A 20199-nucleotide genomic window follows, 5' to 3' on the forward strand; every position below is an offset into this window, starting at 1 on the left:
TTAGTGCCAACAAAAGTTATGACATTCTTGTTGAATCTTAAAATCAATGGAGAGATTTAAAAAATAAACCCCTATTGCGTGAAAGTAAAACAAACTATCCCAACAAATTTGTTAAATTTAGAGATATCAGGAAACCACAAATACTATGACCTCCAAACAAAGACAATCCAAGTTGAGAAGTAAATTATTTCAACATTTGGATGGCATTGTGGTGGGACCCGCAGCATTTGTGTTGAAGGAAAACAAGGCAACTGATTATCTCCTAACCCATAAGTCTGTTGATATTGATACCATGGCCTCGGACCTCAATGCCAATAACGGATATTTGAATGTAGCCCTAAGAACCCTCTGTTCCCAAGGGTGGCTGGTACAGCACGTTGACAATGATAAGAATCGAATCAAATATGAGATAAATGACTTGTCCAAGGCTGCATTCAATCATTTTGACATGTACCGAGAAGCAATTGAACTGTTACGAATGTCCGAAAAATTCCATCCCAGGAAATTTGAAATGGAGCCTTTCCTTAAATTGGAAAAGACATTTGAAAGTTATAAAGAGAATTTTGGGGTCATACTTTCAGACGATATTGTTCTAAAAAAACTTCAAAATCAAATTCTTGCGCATATTGAAGGTATAATGGTCGGTCCTACCCTTGTGCGACTTGGCATGACCGGAATGTTTCATAAATACTTTATGGAGACCCGATTCAAGGCGGAAGAATTTCATAGAGATCCAAACGGGTTTGAGCGATTGCTCAATATACTTGCACAGCTCAACTGGTTTGAAAAAGAAGGTGATTTCTACAAGTTTACCGAAGATGGGTTGTTCTTTGCAAAAAGGGCAAGTGCTTATGGGGTAACGGTTTCATACATTCCAACCCTGCGGAATCTGGACAAGATAATTTTTGGCAACCCTTTGCTGTTAAAAAATACCGGTCCCGGTGAGGAGGAGAAACATGTGGACCGCGAAATGAATGTATGGGGAAGCGGAGGTGCCCATGCATCCTACTTTAAGGTCATAGATGACATTCTCATTGAAATTTTTAATAAACCCATAAACGAGCAACCCAAGGGAATTTTGGATATGGGCTGCGGCAATGGGGCATTTCTGAAACATGTGTACACAGTAATAGCGGACCGAACCTATCGCGGGACCATTTTAGATGAACACCCTTTAATGCTCATTGGGGCCGATTATAATGAAGCAGCTCTGAAAGCTTCCAAAGAAAATCTGATTCAAGCAGAGATTTGGGCAAAGATTATTTGGGGTGATATCGGAAATCCCCAACTATTGGCTTCTGACCTTAAGGACAAATACGGTATTGCTTTGGAGGATTTGCTCAATGTAAGAACCTTTTTAGATCACAACCGTATTTGGGAAACCCCCGAACAAGCAAATAAAAATCGAATAAGTTCTTCTACCGGAGCCTATGTGTTTGAAGGGATACGCCTTAACAACAATCTAGTTTGCGAATCGTTAAAGCAGCATTTTAAAAAGTGGCTGCCCTATGTTAAAAAGTTTGGTTTGTTACTCATTGAACTGCATACCGTACCACCAGAACTTATTGCCCAAAATATGGGAAAGACGGCCGCTACGGCCTACGATGCCACCCATGGGTATTCCGACCAATATATCATTGAAATAGATGAATTTTTGGCCATCATGAAGGAGGTAGGCCTAAAGTCCGATAAAGACAAATCCCTGAAATATCCCAACTCCGATCTAGCTACGGTCTCAATCAATTTGTTTAAGGCTTAACAAGCTTTGGTCTAGGGTTAACATGGAATACATCAACTCGCTGTTTCAGGTGTATTTGCTCAAAACCCCATTCCATAAACCCATATGTCCGCCCTGTCAATTGACATTCCGTAAACGGAGGCTATCCAATTAACTTTGAATCCAAAACAAAGCTGAAGATTTTTCCTTAGGTCATCCCCAAAATTTCTTATTGATATTTCAGTTAAAACCTATTATTATGAAAAACATCCTCTTGTCATTCACAATTGTATTCGCAATACATACAAATGCGCAAAGAATGAACGGTGAAAAATTAGAATTCAATTATATCCAATACCCAACACTAAAACTGGATCTATCATGGACCTACACCCCAAAGGTTGTTCAAAAGAACTTAGCTTCCATTTTAGAGCAAGAAAAAGCATTTGTAGAGAAGTTGGAAAGAATCCATAGCGAATATCAAGCAGAGATAGAGCGCTATGAAAATTATTCCGCTGCCGAAAAATTGATTTCCGGCAAACCCATAAAACCAACGCTACCTGAACCAATATACACTGGTGAAGTGCTTGATGAAGCGGTAATGGCCAATGAGTACATTCACATTGATGGGTTTGAAAAAAAAATGGATAACCCAGATTTCACCGCAGCAATTTTCCTAAACGGATTCGAATACGAAGGAAAGTTTGAAAAAAATAAGGAAAATGCAGTGTTCTTTTATGATATCATGTATAAAAATCCAGTATCGGTAAATGTTTATGATAAAGATGGAAAAATACACTTAAACGAAGTAGTTGATAACACTACACATAATATGGAGACCCCAAAAAAGGATTCGAGTGCAGAATTAAAGAGTTATTGGAAGAGTAATGAGCAAGTCGTTTTGCAAGATTTGGAAAAAAACTCTTATAAATCAGCCTTGGCATATGGTGCCGATTTTATAAACGATGCTTTAGGGTACCAAGAAAAATCGGAACAATTACGATTCAACTCAGCAAAAGGCAAGAAAGTTGCCTACCCAAAGTTAGATCAAGCAATAGAAATAATGCGTCGTGCCCTAGTCAACTTTGGTGATGGAAGCAATCAAAACAATCTGGATAGAATCAGTGAAGCGGTAAAAATTTGGGAAGATGCCCTTCTCAAAAAGAATTTAAAGGACAAGAAAGCCCTGATAAACAAAAAAGTGGCTTCGGGCATTTATTGGAACTGTGTTTTGGCTTATTCCATACTCAACGATTTTGAAAATGCCGAAAATCATCTTATAGAGTTAAAATTGTATGGACGTGGTGCTTCGGGCACCAATGCCGAAAAGTTTATGAAAAAATTCCAATCCAGACAAAGACTTTAATCCAAAAACTACTTTAAGCTCAACCCCTATTCTTTCTAAACTGAAAAGGGTTCCTTACATTTTAGTTCATCCTTTCATAGAATTGGAAAATTAAGCATCAAAAAATTATACTTTTGCTACCTATTGCTTTAAAACCAAAAATGCAGTAGTCATATTTCCAATATGAAGGAAACCAGAATCAACAAATACCTTAGTGAAGTAGGTTATTGTTCTCGAAGGGCAGCGGACAAACTAATAGATCAAGGAAGGATTACCATTAATGGTAAAGTCCCGGAAATGGGAACCAAGGTCACTTCAAATGATGAAGTTAGGGTTGACGGTGAGTTGATTTCTGAACCCAAGGACAAACCTGTGTACCTAGCTTTCAACAAACCCGTGGGCATTGTTTGTACTACAGATACTAAGGTTGAAAAAGACAATATCATTGATTTCATCAACTATCCCAAACGGATTTTTCCTATCGGGCGCTTGGACAAGCCAAGTGAAGGGCTGATTTTTATGACCAACGACGGGGATATTGTAAATAAGATTCTAAGGGCAAGAAATCATCATGAAAAGGAATATATAGTTACGGTGAATAAGCCAATTACCGCAGATTTTCTAAAGAAAATGCGAAATGGAGTGCCTATTCTAGATACCGTAACAAGAAAATGCGAGGTGGAACAACTGGGTGCGAATCAATTCAAGATTATTTTGACCCAAGGCTTAAACCGTCAAATCAGAAGAATGTGCGAACATTTAGACTACAGGGTTAGAAAATTGAAGCGCGTACGAATCATGAACGTAAACTTGGATATTCCTATAGGTAAATGGCGTCATTTGACCAGTTCAGAGCTTGAAGAAATTAATCGACTAGTGTCCAATTCTTCAAAGACACATAATTGAATCCCTTAAAAAGCAGGTTAAAATGCACAGAAACGTCGTTAATTGACATAAAGGGCAATCATAAATGTTAATTAAATAAAAATTATTCGATGAAATACACATTTTAATCGATATAATTTAAAAACTATGAGAAATTAATAGGTAATTCTCAAAAAACTTTCTTCAAATTTGTGATGTATTAACCCCCAAATCTATACATCATGACACGTTTGCTAACTCACATTTTGACTTTAGTTATTGGCTTGGTTTGCATGACCCAAGTTACTGCCCAAAACCCAATGAAATTTGAAAACGGTAGAGAAGTTGTTCAGGGCTCCAACACACAAGGGCATTTGTCCACACTTGACGGTTACGTACCTTCAATGTCGATAACCCAGGATGGTAAAACCGCATATTTTAGTAAATCCAGTGAGCAAAAACCGCTATATGGTGTGTTTTCAAAAAAAGAACTGGTTCATGAAGTTTATCGTGCCGAAAAAATCAACGGTGAATGGGGTAATGTTACCAAACTAAAAGTGTGTCCAAAATATGCTTCTGCCAAACATCCTACAGTTTCAGAAGACGGTACCCGCCTTTTCTTTGCATCCAATATGAGAGGAAGTTTTGGAAAATATGATATCTATGTTGCCGATATCAACGCAGACGGAAGTTTAGGTGTATCCAAAAACCTTGGCCCTAAGGTTAATACCAAAGAAGACGAATTATATCCAACTATATACAACAGGACACTTTTGTTCTTTGCTTCTGAAGGACGTGATGGTTTTGGAGGCTTGGACCTTTACGCCACTCAAGTGACACACAACAGACTTACTCCTTCTGTAAACTTAGGAAGCCACATCAACAGTAGTAGAGATGACTATGTCATACAACTTGATACTGAAAAAAGAGAAAGCTATGTAGTATCCAACAGAGGTCTAAACCACACCATTGAACAAGTAACTATATCCTATGGAAGACAACCTATGGATGGTACCGTTGTGGCTTACAGTGATGAAAATCTTAATACAGCATTAAATGCTGAAATTTCACACAAGTACACCAGTACCTCTTTCGAAGATTAAAAAAGCAATAAATTGGTCCACTACCTGAGGATTATCTGATTTTGTCAAATACTGAACATTATTGAACTATGATAAATTAAACAGGGGGAACTGAACTTTATCATAGAAACGGGTTGTGTTATTTCATCCGGACTAATTTATCAAGAATAGGATGCTCCAAAAGGGCATCCTGTTTTGTTATATGGGTATGGCTAGTTAATTTATAGTATTTACCACAAGTATTTCCATAAAATAGCAAAGTGCATTTGAACGAAAAAAACTACAAAAATCACCTCCGAAGAAAAAAAATACTTAATTTAATTTTTGAAATAACAGATTAACCCAAATCTTATACTCATGAAAAAAGCTACAATTCTCAGTGCGAGCTCTAGTCCCCCTAACCACACAAGGGCTCCTTTCTAGCACTTCAAAAACCTTTTCTAAACCACTATTGATTTAATCCTTTAAAGGATTGTTATCAGCATGTCCGAATTGGATATCTGTGAAGCTTACCATTGTTTCAAAACACCATTTTGAGACTCCAAAGCATTTCACATGTATGTCGCAATTAGGATATGGACGACAGGATACCTTTTGCCTTGAATTGAGCTAAAATTTTGGCAAAAATGACAAAATCAGATAATCCAAATCTAGTACCCATGAAAACTGACCCATTAAAAATCGTCATCATTGACAATGATGAAAAACTACACCCCTTGTATCAATTTTATTTTAGCGATGAGTTATTATATGAATTGGTAGAAATACATACTTCGGTAAGTAAGTTTATATCCAACTCAAGAAGAACCAATCCAGATATCATTGTATCCGAAATTAATTTGACCGGAATCTCAGGGATTGATGGAATTCAATATTACAACAACCAAAATACGCGTCCAAAAGTCTTGATGATAAGTCAGAAATGTAATTTCGAAATTATAAAAGAGGCTTTTAAAAAGGGAGCTGATGGCTTTTTGACCAAACCCTTGAACAAAAACCGATTCTTTAATGCAATACAGGAACTGCATCAGCATGGCGTAGTTTTGGAACACGATGTGGCCAGGAAAATCGTCCACTCTTTCCAAATTAAAACGTTCGAAAGGTTTTCAAAAAAGGAAAATCAAATTATAGAACTTCTAACCCAAGGATATACCTATAAAATGATTGCGGATAGACTCTGCGTAACACCCAGCGCGATAAACTTTCACATTCAGAATATTTATGTAAAACTCAACGTGAATTCCAAAGCCGAGGCTTTAAAGAAACTTCAAGAGATGGAAATACGCCAATTGAATGCCGCATAAATCAAACAGGTTTAAATAAAAAAGCCCGCAAATTGCGGGCTTTTTTTACTGTGAATTCTTATGATTATTTCACTTCTTCGAAATCGACGTCTTCTACATTGTCTCCTTCAGCAGCATCATTTGCTCCTGCCGCTGCATCATCAGCTCCGGCAGTAGCATCTGTGCCATTAGCCTGTGCGGCATCTGCTTGGGCCTTGTACATTTCTTCAGAGGCTACTTTCCACGCTTCATTGATTTTTTCCAAAGCGGGTTCAATAACAACCACATCCTTGGTTTCATAGGCTTTCTTCAATTCTTCCAAAGCTTCCTCAATTGGCTTTTTCTTGTCATCAGATAATTTGTCGCCAAATTCTTTAAGTTGCTTTTCCGTTTGGAAAATCATTCCATCTGCCTCATTCAGCTTGTCTGCAGTCTCTTTGACTTTTTTATCTGATTCTGCATTAGCCTCAGCCTCAGCTTTCATTTTCTCGATTTCTTCTTCTGTCAAACCTGACGAAGCCTCAATACGAATATCCTGAGTTTTATTTGTAGCCTTGTCCGTAGCAGATACTTTGATTATACCATTTGCATCAATATCAAAGGTTACCTCAATCTGAGGTGTTCCTCTTTGTGCAGGTGGAATACCATCTAAATGGAATCTACCAATGGTTTTATTATCTGCCGCCATAGGGCGTTCTCCTTGCAAAACATGAATCTCAACCGAAGGTTGATTATCCGCTGCTGTAGAGAATACCTGAGATTTTTTTGTTGGAATTGTAGTGTTCGCCTCAATTAATTTAGTGAACACACTACCCATCGTTTCAATTCCTAAAGAAAGTGGGGTAACATCCAATAACAATACATCTTTTACATCTCCCGTCAACACACCACCTTGAATTGCAGCTCCAACAGCTACAACCTCATCCGGATTAACTCCTTTGGAAGGTTTCTTTCCGAAGAATTTCTCCACGGCCTCCTGTACAGCAGGAATACGGGTAGAACCACCTACCAAAATTATCTCATCGATATCACTTTTGGATAACCCTGCGCTTTTCAAAGCAGTTTCACATGGCTCTATTGTTCTTTTTACCAAATCATCGATCAACTGTTCAAATTTGGCACGACTCAACGTTCTCACCAAGTGCTTAGGGCCAGAAGCCGTTGCCGTAACATAAGGTAAGTTGATTTCGGTCTGCGCAGAAGAAGACAATTCAATCTTTGCCTTTTCGGCAGCTTCACGAAGTCTTTGCAACGCCATCGCATCTTCTCTTAGATCAAGCTGTTCATCATTTTTGAATTCTTCAGCCAACCAATCTATAATTTTTTGATCTACATCATCACCACCCAAGTGGGTATCCCCATCTGTGGCCAATACTTCAAAAACACCATCACCCAATTCCAAGATGGAAACATCATGTGTACCTCCACCAAAATCAAAAACTACAATTTTCTGATCTGTATTTTTTTTGTCCATTCCGTAGGCCAAAGATGCTGCGGTCGGTTCGTTGATGATTCTCTCAACGGTCAAACCTGCTATCTCTCCTGCTTCTTTTGTAGCCTGACGCTGTGAGTCATTAAAGTACGCTGGAACTGTAATTACCGCTCTGGTAACATCCTGGCCTAAATAATCCTCTGCGGTTTTCTTCATTTTTTGAAGAATCATGGCAGAAAGTTCTTGTGGTGTGTATAAACGTCCGTCTATATCAACTCTCGGTGTGTCATTATCACCTTTCTGCACCTTATAAGGAACACGGTCTGCCTCTTTTTTAGATTCTGAGAATTTATTTCCCATAAATCTCTTGATGGAGTATATTGTTTTATGTGGATTGGTAACCGCCTGTCTTTTTGCAGGATCTCCTACCTTGATTTCTCCTCCTTCCACAAATGCAATTACCGAAGGTGTAGTTCGCTTGCCCTCTGCATTCGGAATTACTACGGGCTCGTTACCCTCCATAACGGAGACGCAGGAGTTGGTCGTACCCAAGTCTATGCCTATAATTTTGCTCATCGTATCTAAAGTTATATCTGTTGAAAAATTCTATTATTAGTGTCGCTCTAGCAATGTCAATGATTATGCCATGACAAAAAATATGACAAGGTGTCAGCCATGATCAGTAAAAAGATTAATTCAGTTTCGACATATTTTCATGAACTACATTGTCAATTTTATCTATTTTGGCTTCCAAATTGAAATGCCAAATCTGATCAATGGAATGTATTAGTGTTTTTGATATGCTCAAAATTGGAGTAGGTCCCTCAAGCTCACATACCTTAGGGCCTTGGAGAGCTGCCGAACGTTGGATCGGAGAATTGAAAGAGCAAAGCCTTTTTGATTCCGTATGCAATGTCAATGTTGACTTGTACGGTTCGCTGTCCCTGACTGGAAAAGGACATGCCACTGATATTGCGGTGGTAATGGGCCTACTGGGCACTGACCCCGAAACCGTTCCTACGGAAAACATTGATTCCATTATTGAAGATATTAAGTCAGCACAATCGCTGGATTTCGGTGGCGCCCATAAAATTCCCTTTCATTTGGATGAAAATATCCGCTTTAAAAGAAAATTTCTTCCTTTCCATTCCAATGGCATGCAATTCACGGCTAGTTTCGCTGACGGCAGTTCACAAATGGAAACCTATTATTCCATTGGCGGTGGTTTTGTAGTAAAGGAAGAATTGGTACATTCCAAAGAGAACAAAGCAACATTCAAGACCTTTCCATATCCGATTAAAACGGGGAATGAACTTCTTTTTTACTGCAATCAACAAAACAAATCCATATCAGAGATTGTTTTAGAGAATGAAAGGTCATTACGGTCAGATGGTCAAATTGATAGTGAACTCAAGCGCATTTGGAATACGATGCTCGAATGCATGCATGTCGGATGCCATACCCAAGGAATCCTTCCTGGTGGTTTGAATGTAAAACGCCGTGCTTTTGACATGCACGAAAAATTGAAAGATTCCCATCCCTACTCCACTCCACAAGAATGGCTGGAAAGTATTAGGGAGACTGAGGTAAAATTCCGCCAAATTATAAAATGGGTAAGCTGTTTTGCATTATCAGTCAATGAAGTCAATGCGGCTTTGGGAAGAGTTGTCACTGCACCCACAAACGGAAGTGCGGGAGTTATACCGGCAGTCCTCATGTATTACCTTGTTATTGAAAATCACGATGGTGATTTTGAGGACATCAAACAATTCTTGCTAGTGGCTGGTGAAATTGGAAGTATTTTTAAAAAGGGAGCGACCATATCGGCTGCCATGGGAGGCTGCCAAGCCGAAATTGGTGTATCTTCAGCTATGGCGGCCGGGGCACTCACAGAGTTAATGGGCGGTACCCCCGAACAAGTGTTAATGGCCGCTGAAATTGCCATGGAACATCATTTGGGATTGACCTGCGATCCCATTGGAGGTTTGGTACAGATACCCTGCATTGAACGCAACGCCATGGGGGCCATAAAAGCTATTAACGCTGCTGAGCTTGCCATGGATGCTGACCCTAAGGAAGCAAAAGTACCATTGGACAAAGTGGTAAATACCATGTGGGAAACCGCCAAGGATATGAACAGCAAGTACAAGGAAACTTCCGAAGGAGGTCTGGCCGTTGGTGTCTTCCTAAGTGATTGCTAACCAAAAACAAATGCGCCTTTTAATGGATAAACAGAAAAATCCAAAACAATCACAACCCAACAATCCATTGCATGGGGTAAAGTTGATTGACATACTGGAGCTGCTGGTAGAACATTACGGTTGGGAAGAAATGGCACGACGAATCAATATCAATTGTTTTAAAAAAGATCCTTCAATCAAGTCAAGCCTAAAGTTTTTAAGAAGAACCCAATGGGCCAGAGATAAGGTAGAAACACTCTATCTTAACTTAATGACTGGGAAAAGATAAAAATAACACTACCCAAAACACAATAAAACAAGCACTGTACACAATATTCCAATCCAAATCGCATAAATTTTACTACTTTGGGGGCTGATTAGCAGTAAATTATCATATAATTACCCATTCAAAATTTTAGTGCTAAAACATCTTCCCCCGGCACATCAACTTTCGAATTGGATAGCTCTACCAACTATTCGCTAATCAAAATTGTAAAGAAGACAACCTTTTAACTAGAACATTATGAAAACTAAACTAAGTCTGGCAATAGTAGTGCTAGGCGTATTAACAGCAGTTCACTTTTTGACCAAAACCAACTCAGGAACTTCACAAAATTATCAGAAAGCATCATTTAGCTTTATCAAATGTACACCTACCACCTATTTACTCGAAGTAGTTGACTCCACACAGCAAATTGCACCCCTTTTTGAAAACTTGGGAGATTTGACCTACACGATAACTACAAACAATGAAAGAGCGCAAACATTTTTTAATCAAGGTTTGCGGCTCACATATGCCTTTAATCATGCTGAAGCCCATAGATCATTTATGGAAGCCTCGCGTTTAGACCCCACTTCGGCAATGACATTTTGGGGTCAGGCTTATGCCTTGGGTCCTAATATCAATGATCCATTACCTCCAGAGGAACGAAAAATAAAAACAAACGAAGCCCTGGCAAAGGCAATAAGTCTTTCTTCCAGTGCAACTCCAAAGGAAAAAGCCTTGATCAATGCGTTGAAAGCAAGATATAGTGAAGATCTATCCAAAGATGTTGCGGAACTCAATATGGCCTACATGAATGCAATGGCCAAAGTATTGCAACAATATCCAAATGATGCAGATATACAGGTGTTGTACGCGGCGTCGGTTATGAATACCGTGCCGTGGAATTATTGGGATGAAAATGGAGACCCCTCCCCTAACATTCCTCAGGCCAAAGCCGCACTTGAAAAAGCAATGGCTCTTAATCCGAACAATCCAGGAGCCCATCACTATTATATCCATATGGTGGAACTTCCAAAACCGGATTTGGGAGTGGCCAGTGCTGATAAATTGGGTGAGCTGATGCCCGCCGCGGGACATTTAGTTCATATGCCTTCCCATATTTATATTCGTGTAGGGCGTTATTTGGATGCGGTAGAGGCCAATCAAAGTGCAATTTTAGCGGATGAAGATTATATTTCCCAATGCTATTCGCAAGGATTGTATCCTTTAGGATACTATCCTCATAACATTCATTTTTTATGGTCCGCGGCCAGTTTGCTGGGCAATAGTGATATAGCCATTGATGCGGCTAAGAAAACTGCAGAAAAAGTGCCTGTCGGCGAATTTATAACCATGCCATTTTTGCAAGATTTTGCGTCCACACCTATGTTAGCTTACACCAGATTCGGAAAATGGAACGAAATTCTGACCATACCTGCACCCAATAAAGACATTAAGCATCTTAATCTAATACGACATTATGCCAGAGGAATGGCCTTTATCAGAAAAGGAAATGCCAAAGAAGCCAAAGAAGAACTGGACGCTATTGAAGCCTTGAAAAGTGACCCTGAGATGGAAAATTTAGTGGCCACCGCGCAAAATCCTTCGATAAATTCGGCCAATATTGCCTATGAAGTTATTGCTGGAGAATTGGCAGCCTTGAATGGCGATTCTGCCAAAGCCATTGAACATCTTAACAATGCTGTGGCATTTGAAGATGGGCTCACGTATACAGAACCCGCAGCATGGCATATTCCAACAAGACAAAATTTAGGTGCCATTTTAATGGACGCTAAGAAATATGAGGATGCAGAAAAAGTATATCGGGCTGATTTAAAGGTATTGCGACAAAACGGATGGTCATTAATGGGATTGCACAATAGTTTGAAAGCCCAAGGTAAAATGGATGAAGCCCAAATCGTAAAAGAAGAATTTGACAAAGCCTGGCAGCATTCCGACTTGACAATTACAACTTCCGTATTGTAAAATGGCCAAAACGTCGTCTAATACATACAAGCAAACCAAAAGGCTAATGGTTTTTTTGACCATTGGTGTTTTGGTTGCTTTTTATTTGGTTTTTCAAAGTGGTTCAGAATTACCTGTTTTGGGTCCAAAAGATTTCAATCCAGAGCTAGTGGATATTAGTTTACAGGGTACGGAAACGCCCCATTTAGTGTCCGATTTTGAATTGATCAACCAAAATGGAGAAATTATTACCCAATCGGATTATGAGAATAAAATTTATGTTACCGACTTCTTTTTCACCCGTTGCCCAAGTATATGCCCCATAATGTCAAACAACATGGAAAAATTGCAAGAGGTTTTCTTAAATAATGAAGACGTTATGTTCTTATCCATGTCCGTCACACCAGAAATGGACAATGTTCCCATTTTAAAGAAATATGCCGAACGACATGGTGCTATCGACTCCAAATGGAACATTACCACAGGTGACAAAAAACACATATATAATTTAGCGCGCAAAAGCTACTTTGCAGCTGTTGATCAAGGTGATGGGGGATTGCAAGATTTTATTCATACCCCAAATTTTGTGTTGGTCGATGAAAAAAAACGAATACGTGGGGTCTACAACGGAACAGCCGATGAAGACATGCTTCGTTTAACCAATGATATCAAAATCTTGACCAACAAACCCTGAATTATTCTTCGAGGCAACCTGCCCTGCCTCTAGTATCAATTAGATAAATTATTTTCCATTCCCCATCAAAATTTATGAGTTGGAAAGAATTGATTCCGCAATGGCTAAAACTATCGTTGAACCAAAATTCATATCCCACCCAGGCATTTGCCATAGTCCGGTCTACTTGAATCGAAAATGAGGTCAATTTTTCCTGAAAACTTACGCTATCGGGTATGCTGGTAATTGAGCTGATCAGTTTTGAAACTTCCTCGGTCCTGAACATGGTTTTACCTTCCCTATTTCTCCCAGTGGTTTGAAGTACCACTTTATCCGCAAGCGTACTTTTCATAATCATGGAATCCTGTTTATGGAAACCGTCAAAAAAAGTTTCTATGACTTGTTTTACTTCTTGTTTTTCGTTTATCTCTGGAGGATTTGGCCCTTGTGCATTAAGAACGGTCAATGAGAATAGCATCATGACACCAATGACTGGAGTTTTCATTTTTTGAAGTTTTTCGATTGCAGTTCAATTTAAACAAATCTGCTTACATTTAGCAGGTAAAAACGAACAGAATGTCAGTTGCAAAAAAAGAATATAAAAGGGTTACGGTAAAATCATTGATAGAGATGAAGCAAAATGGAGAAAAAATCTCCATGCTAACAGCTTATGATTATTCCATGGCCAAAATTGTCGATGCAGCCCAGGTAGATGTTATCTTGGTTGGTGATTCGGCCAGCAATGTGATTGCAGGTCATGAAACTACTCTACCGATCACCTTGGACCAAATGATATACCACGCCAGTTCCGTTGTCCGGGCGGCTAAAAGAGCGTTGGTGTTGGTTGATATTCCCTTTGGGAGTTATCAAAGTGATTCCAAAGAAGCCTTACGCTCCGCAATCCGTATTATGAAGGAAAGCGGTGGCCATGCCGTAAAGGTTGAAGGTGGGGAGGAAATCAAAGAATCTGTAAGTCGTATTCTTCAAGCTGGTATTCCGGTAATGGGACATTTAGGGTTAACACCACAATCCATCTACAAGTTTGGCACCTATACGGTTAGGGCCAAGGAAGAAGAAGAAGCCCAAAAATTGAAAGAGGATGCCAAAATGCTGGAAGAACTAGGTTGTTTTGGTATTGTTTTGGAGAAAATACCTGCAAAATTGGCCAAAGAAGTGGCCGAAAGTGTTTCGATCCCAATAATTGGAATTGGTGCCGGGAACGGAGTTGACGGTCAAGTGCTGGTGGTTCACGATCTTTTAGGTATGACCCATGAGTTTAATCCACGTTTCCTTAGAAGATATATGAACTTGTACGAAGATATGGGCAGTGCCATTTCACAATATGTAGATGACGTTAAGAGCAAGGATTTCCCCAATGAAAACGAACAATATTAACTGACAATTTTTCAATTTACAATTATCAATTTTCCAATTTCAGACAAATCCAATCACTCCGATTCTTCCAATTTGGAAGTAATTTACGAGGATAATCACCTCATTGTTGTGAACAAGCGCTCTGGGGATATTGTTCAAGGCGATAAAACAGGAGATTCCCCATTAAGCGAGGTTGTAAAACAATACTTAAAACAGAAATACAACAAGCCAGGCAATGTTTATTTGGGGGTTGTCCATCGACTTGACAGACCCACTTCAGGAATCGTATTATTTGCAAAAACATCCAAAGCCCTTCCCAGATTGAACAAACTTTTTTCCGAAGGAAAAGCAAAAAAAATCTATTGGGCAGTGGTTAAAACTGCACCCGAAAAAGAAAGTGGAACTCTTGAACATTGGTTGGTTCGGAATCCCAAACAAAATAAATCCTACGCCCATACCAAACAAGTGCCCGATAGCAAGAAAGCCATTTTGAGTTATTCCATTCGCAAAAAACTGGATTCTTATTTGCTCTTGGAAATAAACCTAAAAACTGGACGACATCACCAAATAAGGGCCCAGTTGGCGGCTATTGGATGTTACATAAAAGGAGATTTAAAATATGGGGCTCAAAGAAGCAATAAAAATGGCGGAATCCATTTGCACGCACGAAGTTTGGAGTTGGAACATCCAGTAAAAAAGGAGATAATGACGTTTACCGCCCAACCTCCTAAAGACCCAGTATGGGATGCTTGTTAGCGAGTTACCGCCAATGCCTTTTCCCTAATAATTTGGGCAACTGGTTTGTTGTGCAAATGGCTCTCTAACCACGAAAGGACATCAAGATAAAGGAAGGCCCTTTTTTCATACGGATGATGCTCATATTTTTTCAGTTCACTGTATAACTTTTGAAACTCGTTCTTCAGTTCGCTTGGGTAAATATCCCCCAAACTTCTCAAAAACTTGATCATCTCTTTTTGAACGGCATGCAGGTCGTTCATTTTCAACAAAAATTTATAGGTGCTCTTCAACTGAACTTCTAAATGGTAGTCCATACCAGCCTCATAATGGGCGACAAGGCTCAACACCCTGGCAAAACACATTAAATCCTCACGCATTTTCAAGTTCTTATTGGAAATAATTCTTTTTAGATAAACAATACAGTTTTTATGGTCACTATTACCAAAATAAAGACATGCTATTTTGTAGTACAGCAGCATAATATGGTGTTCATCAATCCTATCCCTGTGCTTTTTAATACCATACTCGATTATGTTCACTAGATATAGTCCCCTATCAAAGGTCCCCTCCAAAAAATGAAGGTTAAGTTTATTGGAGTTGATGTATAAAAAAGCCAAAGAAGCAATATTGTCGTTTTGCGGGAAATTTGAGCTGTTTACCTGAGCCTCTAATTTTTCAAGTGTTTGTTTAAACTGAGAGCTATATTTTACAAAAAACAACGACTCTAGCAGGTAATGATTTCCTTTGAGAAAAAATACAGGATTCAAGCTGATCATCTCCTCATTGTCGTAGAAAAGGTCCACCCATTTACTGGCATATTTATAGGATGAGAGAAAATCCTGTATCAACAAACTGTACCATAAATGTGCCTTATACAGCCATAGTTTCTCCCTAAAACCTAAGTCCTCAAGTTTGTAATCAGGTAAATGTGTTTCAAAATAGTTTTTTACTTCCTGTAAATCCTCATCGCTACGCACATATCCCACTTTTAGCATCATCCCATACAATTGTAATGACAAATTGGAAAGTTTACTGGTCATTACGTTGTGCTCAGACAGCTCCTTTGCCTGTATGGTCAGCTCCTCGGCTCTATCGGGAATGCTCCGTGTAATATATTGGGTCTCGATAATTTTTTCCAACTCAACAATTTCATAGGCCACGTTCTTTTCCTCATTCTCAATTGCAAAATTCTTGGCTTTGTCCAAAATTTTCAAGCTCTGCTTGTACAATCCCTTTTGATAGAGAATGGTCGCAAAGTCAAGCTGCTCTCGAATTTGGACCCTAATGTTTTGATTGACCGGATTGAGTCTTAAACTGACCAAGATTTGTTTGTATAGATGTGCTTTTAGGTTGGATAGCTGTGCTTTTTTAACAATGCCACTCTCTAAAATCTGTCGTTCATCATATTTTTTCATCTTATCCAGCAAGTTGAAGAGGGCCAGAAACTTGGCATCAGTATTTACCCCAAGTCGTCCCACATAGAGCTTAAACTGACGTTTTTCTGATTTGGAAAGTGATTTAATCAACACAAACAAAGTATCCTTGTGGGCATTTGTCATCGTAAAAAATATAATTTAACTATTTGTATTTCAACAATTTAGTCTTCATGAAATACAATTTAACGTTGTAATGGATATAGGGGCCATCCGGTTCGTGCAAACTCCTACTCTATCTTCGTATTGTTTAGACAAAACAGACTAAAATAATGGCTAAAGATAAGGTACAAATTTTTGACACAACACTAAGGGACGGAGAGCAAGTTCCGGGATGCAAATTGGACACCGAGCAAAAATTGATTATTGCTGAACGTTTGGATGAACTTGGCGTTGATATCATTGAAGCTGGTTTTCCGATTTCCAGCCCAGGAGATTTTAAGTCTGTACAAGAGATTGCCAAATTGGTAAAGAACGCAACAGTCTGTGGACTTACCAGGGCAGTTAAAAAAGATATTGAAGTAGCCGCAGACGCTATTAAAATAGCTAAAAGACCACGTATTCATACCGGTATTGGCACTTCAGATTCCCATATCAAGCACAAATTCAATTCGACTCGGGAGAAAATTATTGAAAGAGCTGTTGAAGCTGTAGCCTATGCCAAAACATTTGTTGAGGATGTGGAATTTTATGCGGAAGATGCGGGCCGAACGGATAATGATTATTTAGCACAAGTTTGCGAAGCTGTAATAAAGGCGGGGGCGACCGTTCTGAATATTCCTGATACAACCGGATATTGTTTACCCGAGGAATATGGCGCTAAAATGAAATACCTGAAAGAAAATGTTACCGGTATTGATAGGGCAATCCTATCCTGCCATTGTCATAACGACCTTGGATTGGCGACCGCTAACTCCATTTCCGGGGTAGTAAATGGAGCACGACAAATTGAATGTACCATAAACGGAATTGGTGAGCGTGCCGGAAACACTTCTTTGGAAGAAGTAGTGATGATCATGAGACAGCACCCTTACTTGAATCTCGATACTGGAATCAATAGCAAATTGCTTTATGATACCAGCCAAATGGTTTCTCAAAAAATGGGGATGCCAGTGCAACCCAATAAGGCCATTGTCGGATCAAACGCCTTTGCGCACAGTTCTGGCATTCACCAAGATGGCGTTATCAAACAACGAGAGACGTATGAAATCATGGACCCAACAGATGTGGGAGTCAATGAATCTTCCATCGTATTGACGGCCAGAAGTGGACGCGCTGCTTTGGCATATAGAGCTAAAAATGTAGGGTATGAACTGACCAAAATACAATTGGATGTGGTTTACCAGAATTTCCTGAGATATGCAGATCGCAAAAAGGAAATCATGGATAACGATATCCATGAAATTATTGAGACCAGTGATATTTCTATCCAAAGTTTGGCATAATCAAAGGACTGAAACATCAAAGGATCTATAGATGAATCTTAATATAGCTTTACTGCCAGGAGATGGTGTAGGACCAGAGGTTTTAACGCAGGCAGTTAAGTGTCTGGAAGCCGTAGAAGAAACCTTCAACCATAATTTTAGCTACAAAGAAGCCCTGGTCGGGGCTATTGCAATAGACAGAAAAGGAGACCCTCTTCCACCAAATACTTTAGCACTTTGCAAAGAAGCCGATGCGGTACTTTTTGGTGCCATAGGAGATCCAAAATATGACAACAACCCCGATGCCGAAGTAAGACCAGAGCAAGGATTGCTCAAGCTTAGAAAAGAACTTGGGCTGTACACCAACATTAGACCTGTTAAGGTTTTTCCATCATTGATCAAAAATTCTCCTTTAAAGGAAGAAATAATCTCGGGTACGGATTTCACCATTTATCGTGAATTAACTGGTGGGATTTATTTTGGAAAAAAGCACTTGAATGAAGAAGGGACTGTGGCATCTGACCTCTGCGAATATTCCGAGAAAGAGATTTCGCGAATTGCACATTTGGCATTTAAAGCAGCCAAAAATCGTAGTAAAAAATTGACTTTGGTGGATAAGGCCAATGTTTTGGAATCTTCAAGGTTATGGCGCAAAGTCGTGACCCGGATTGGGGAAAGCTACCCCGATGTTACCTTGGAATACCTATTTGTGGACAATGTTGCCATGCAGATTATCTTAAATCCAAGTCAGTTTGATGTTATTCTAACGGAAAACATGTTTGGTGACATCATTTCCGATGAAGGAAGCGTTATAGGGGGATCTATTGGTCTTTTGGCTTCGGCTTCCGTTGGTGATGAAAATGCAATGTTTGAACCCATACATGGTTCCTATCCGCAGGCAAAGGGAAAAGATATTGCCAATCCCATTGCTTCGATTCTATCAGCTGCCATGTTGTTGGAGCATTTCGGTCTTTTTGAAGAAGCGATGGCTGTTCGTGAAGCTGTAGACAAGTCTTTGAAAAAAGGAATTGTCACCCAAGACTTGGATGTCAACAGTCAATATGGGACAAATCAAGTTGGTGACTTTATCGCAGAGAACATTGTGGACAGTGATGATGACATCAACATGAACGATGAGAACATTGATCTAGGAAAGTCCACCATTATTTAGAAGCTTCCTCCTCAGATGCCGTAAGTTCACGGATAGTTTGATCAAACTCCTTTGTGAAGTCCTCGTACCTATTACCTGTTGCAGGGCCGTTAAAACCGGTGTGTATTTTTTTCACTGCGCCAGTCCTGTCAATATAAATAGTGGTAGGATAAGACAACACATGGTTCAACATGGGTAACTTTTCGTTGGCCATCCGTTTATTTGAAGTCTCATATTGTGCTAAAAGCACGGGATATGTCAATTTTTCTCTTTTTATAAGCCTTTCAATCCCTTTCTCAGCTTTTTCCTTTGTCTTTGCATACTCAAAAGCCAAAGCGACAATTTCTATATCCAAATCGGGGTTTTTCTTAAAATAATCTACATAAAAGCGGGTCTCATCCAAACAATTGGGACACCATGTACCCATCACTTGGACTAAAACTGGTTTGTTTTTAAAACGGTCATCAGACATACTGATCATATTGCCATTGGTGTCCGGAAATGAAAAGTCAAATCGATCATACCCTTCTTTCAAATAGGTCAAAGTATTCGGGTCTGGTAATTGATAAGCTTCATTGCGTTTGGCCACAAATTTTTCTACCGAATGGTTACCGGAATAAAAAATTCCTTGCAATGTGCTATCGGTAACCTTGGCTGTGAACAGAAATACATGAGTTCCATCAAAGGTTGAGAGTTTTAAACTATCTCCATTTACAACACCTTCCAAAAATCTATAGTCTCCCGTTAATGTTCTAAATGTGCCTTTTACTATATTTCCATTCTGCATAAAAATCCCCATTGCAGGGTAATCTTCATCTGTACCAATATCAAAATGGGTTTCCCAAATCCCAGAAATATTGACACTTGGCTCCGAACCAATTTCAAACCGATCTCTTTTACCATAAATGGCCGTAAAGGGAACGGTCCTATCCAAACTTTCTTTTACGAAACTACCCTGAATCTCATTCTTGGAAAAGGTCCCTGTAACATATCCCTCGAACACGGGCATATTGATACGAATAGAATCGCCTTTTATTTCAATCTCATCTATCATAATGGACTCTTCGGCATTGTGCATCTCCATCTGATAGTTCCCAATCGAATCTTTGGACAAGTAAAGGGTTACGGGTAACGCATCAGTGGCCGATACATCCATTTTTGCCCACCAATCTCCAATGGTAAGCTCCTCTTTTACTTCCTTTTTACAGGAAACCAAGAACAATGATATGGATACCGCCAATAGCCCGATTCTTTTCATAATTTCAAGAGATTTA

17 protein-coding genes are annotated in these 20199 nt (G+C 39.3%); 13 read left to right on the top strand and 4 right to left on the bottom strand.

Features of this window, described 5'->3' with window-relative positions:
- The first annotated feature begins 145 nt into the window (after window positions 1-145).
- The 5 genes from IAG46_RS03535 (at window position 146) to IAG46_RS03555 (ending at window position 6312) form a co-directional block, all read left to right on the top strand.
- A complete protein-coding gene (locus IAG46_RS03535; protein WP_190808937.1) occupies window positions 146-1759 on the top strand; it encodes a class I SAM-dependent methyltransferase in 1614 nt (537 codons plus the stop codon).
- A 217-nt stretch (window positions 1760-1976) separates the two neighbouring features.
- Entirely contained in the window at window positions 1977-3083 is a 1107-nt protein-coding gene (locus tag IAG46_RS03540; protein ID WP_190808938.1) for a hypothetical protein, read from the top strand.
- A 162-nt stretch (window positions 3084-3245) separates the two neighbouring features.
- Window positions 3246-3968, top strand: coding sequence for a 23S rRNA pseudouridine(2604) synthase RluF (rluF, locus tag IAG46_RS03545; RefSeq protein WP_190808939.1), 723 nt, complete (start codon window positions 3246-3248; stop codon window positions 3966-3968).
- Window positions 3969-4168: 200 nt separating this feature from the next.
- Window positions 4169-5029: a PD40 domain-containing protein gene (locus IAG46_RS03550; RefSeq protein WP_190808940.1), complete on the top strand. Its 861-nt coding sequence runs from the start codon at window positions 4169-4171 to the stop codon at window positions 5027-5029.
- Window positions 5030-5634: 605 nt separating this feature from the next.
- Window positions 5635-6312, top strand: coding sequence for a response regulator (locus IAG46_RS03555; protein WP_223826568.1), 678 nt, complete (start codon window positions 5635-5637; stop codon window positions 6310-6312).
- A gap of 64 nt (window positions 6313-6376) precedes the next feature.
- Here the strand turns inward: IAG46_RS03555 and dnaK are convergent, their stop codons facing one another.
- The gene (gene dnaK, locus IAG46_RS03560) at window positions 6377-8299 is read right to left on the bottom strand and encodes a molecular chaperone DnaK (RefSeq protein WP_190808941.1); all 1923 of its coding nucleotides are present in this window, start codon (window positions 8297-8299) and stop codon (window positions 6377-6379) included.
- Between the two features lie 200 nt (window positions 8300-8499).
- Here dnaK and IAG46_RS03565 point away from each other — a divergent pair, with 200 nt between their 5' ends.
- The 4 genes from IAG46_RS03565 (at window position 8500) to IAG46_RS03580 (ending at window position 12827) form a co-directional block, all read left to right on the top strand.
- Window positions 8500-9924, top strand: a complete 1425-nt coding sequence (locus IAG46_RS03565; RefSeq protein ID WP_190808942.1) for an L-serine ammonia-lyase — start codon at window positions 8500-8502, stop codon at window positions 9922-9924.
- Window positions 9925-9946: 22 nt separating this feature from the next.
- A complete protein-coding gene (locus IAG46_RS03570; protein WP_190808943.1) occupies window positions 9947-10192 on the top strand; it encodes a VF530 family DNA-binding protein in 246 nt (81 codons plus the stop codon).
- A 234-nt stretch (window positions 10193-10426) separates the two neighbouring features.
- Window positions 10427-12154 carry a hypothetical protein gene (locus IAG46_RS03575; RefSeq protein WP_190808944.1) on the top strand — a complete coding sequence of 576 codons (1728 nt, stop codon included), beginning with the start codon at window positions 10427-10429 and terminating at the stop codon, window positions 12152-12154.
- A 46-nt stretch (window positions 12155-12200) separates the two neighbouring features.
- A complete protein-coding gene (locus IAG46_RS03580; protein WP_223826569.1) occupies window positions 12201-12827 on the top strand; it encodes an SCO family protein in 627 nt (208 codons plus the stop codon).
- A 1-nt stretch (window position 12828) separates the two neighbouring features.
- Here IAG46_RS03580 and IAG46_RS03585 read toward each other — a convergent pair whose 3' ends face one another.
- The gene (locus IAG46_RS03585; RefSeq protein ID WP_190808946.1) at window positions 12829-13311 is read right to left on the bottom strand and encodes a nuclear transport factor 2 family protein; all 483 of its coding nucleotides are present in this window, start codon (window positions 13309-13311) and stop codon (window positions 12829-12831) included.
- Between the two features lie 71 nt (window positions 13312-13382).
- Between IAG46_RS03585 and panB the strand changes: the two genes are divergently transcribed.
- Together panB and IAG46_RS03595 are read left to right on the top strand one after the other, a co-directional pair.
- Window positions 13383-14201: a 3-methyl-2-oxobutanoate hydroxymethyltransferase gene (gene panB, locus IAG46_RS03590; RefSeq protein WP_190808947.1), complete on the top strand. Its 819-nt coding sequence runs from the start codon at window positions 13383-13385 to the stop codon at window positions 14199-14201.
- Between the two features lie 72 nt (window positions 14202-14273).
- Window positions 14274-14936: an RluA family pseudouridine synthase gene (locus tag IAG46_RS03595; RefSeq protein ID WP_223826570.1), complete on the top strand. Its 663-nt coding sequence runs from the start codon at window positions 14274-14276 to the stop codon at window positions 14934-14936.
- Here IAG46_RS03595 and IAG46_RS03600 read toward each other — a convergent pair.
- The gene (locus tag IAG46_RS03600) at window positions 14933-16477 is read right to left on the bottom strand and encodes a hypothetical protein (RefSeq protein WP_190808948.1); all 1545 of its coding nucleotides are present in this window, start codon (window positions 16475-16477) and stop codon (window positions 14933-14935) included. The two genes, IAG46_RS03595 and IAG46_RS03600, sit on opposite strands and share 4 nt — an antisense overlap.
- 146 nt (window positions 16478-16623) lie before the next feature.
- Here IAG46_RS03600 and IAG46_RS03605 point away from each other — a divergent pair, with 146 nt between their 5' ends.
- Window positions 16624-17796, top strand: coding sequence for a 2-isopropylmalate synthase (locus tag IAG46_RS03605; RefSeq protein ID WP_190808949.1), 1173 nt, complete (start codon window positions 16624-16626; stop codon window positions 17794-17796).
- A gap of 31 nt (window positions 17797-17827) precedes the next feature.
- Complete coding sequence (gene leuB, locus IAG46_RS03610; RefSeq protein WP_190808950.1) at window positions 17828-18946, top strand: 3-isopropylmalate dehydrogenase; 1119 nt, start codon at window positions 17828-17830, stop codon at window positions 18944-18946.
- On the opposite strand, the gene IAG46_RS03615 is transcribed toward leuB, so the two are convergent.
- Entirely contained in the window at window positions 18939-20183 is a 1245-nt protein-coding gene (locus IAG46_RS03615; protein ID WP_190808951.1) for a peroxiredoxin, read from the bottom strand. The genes leuB and IAG46_RS03615 overlap by 8 nt on opposite strands.
- Window positions 20184-20199 lie beyond the last annotated feature (16 nt).

Source organism: Flagellimonas sp. S3867 (genome assembly GCF_014698935.1).
Taxonomy (GTDB): Bacteria; Bacteroidota; Bacteroidia; order Flavobacteriales; family Flavobacteriaceae; genus Flagellimonas.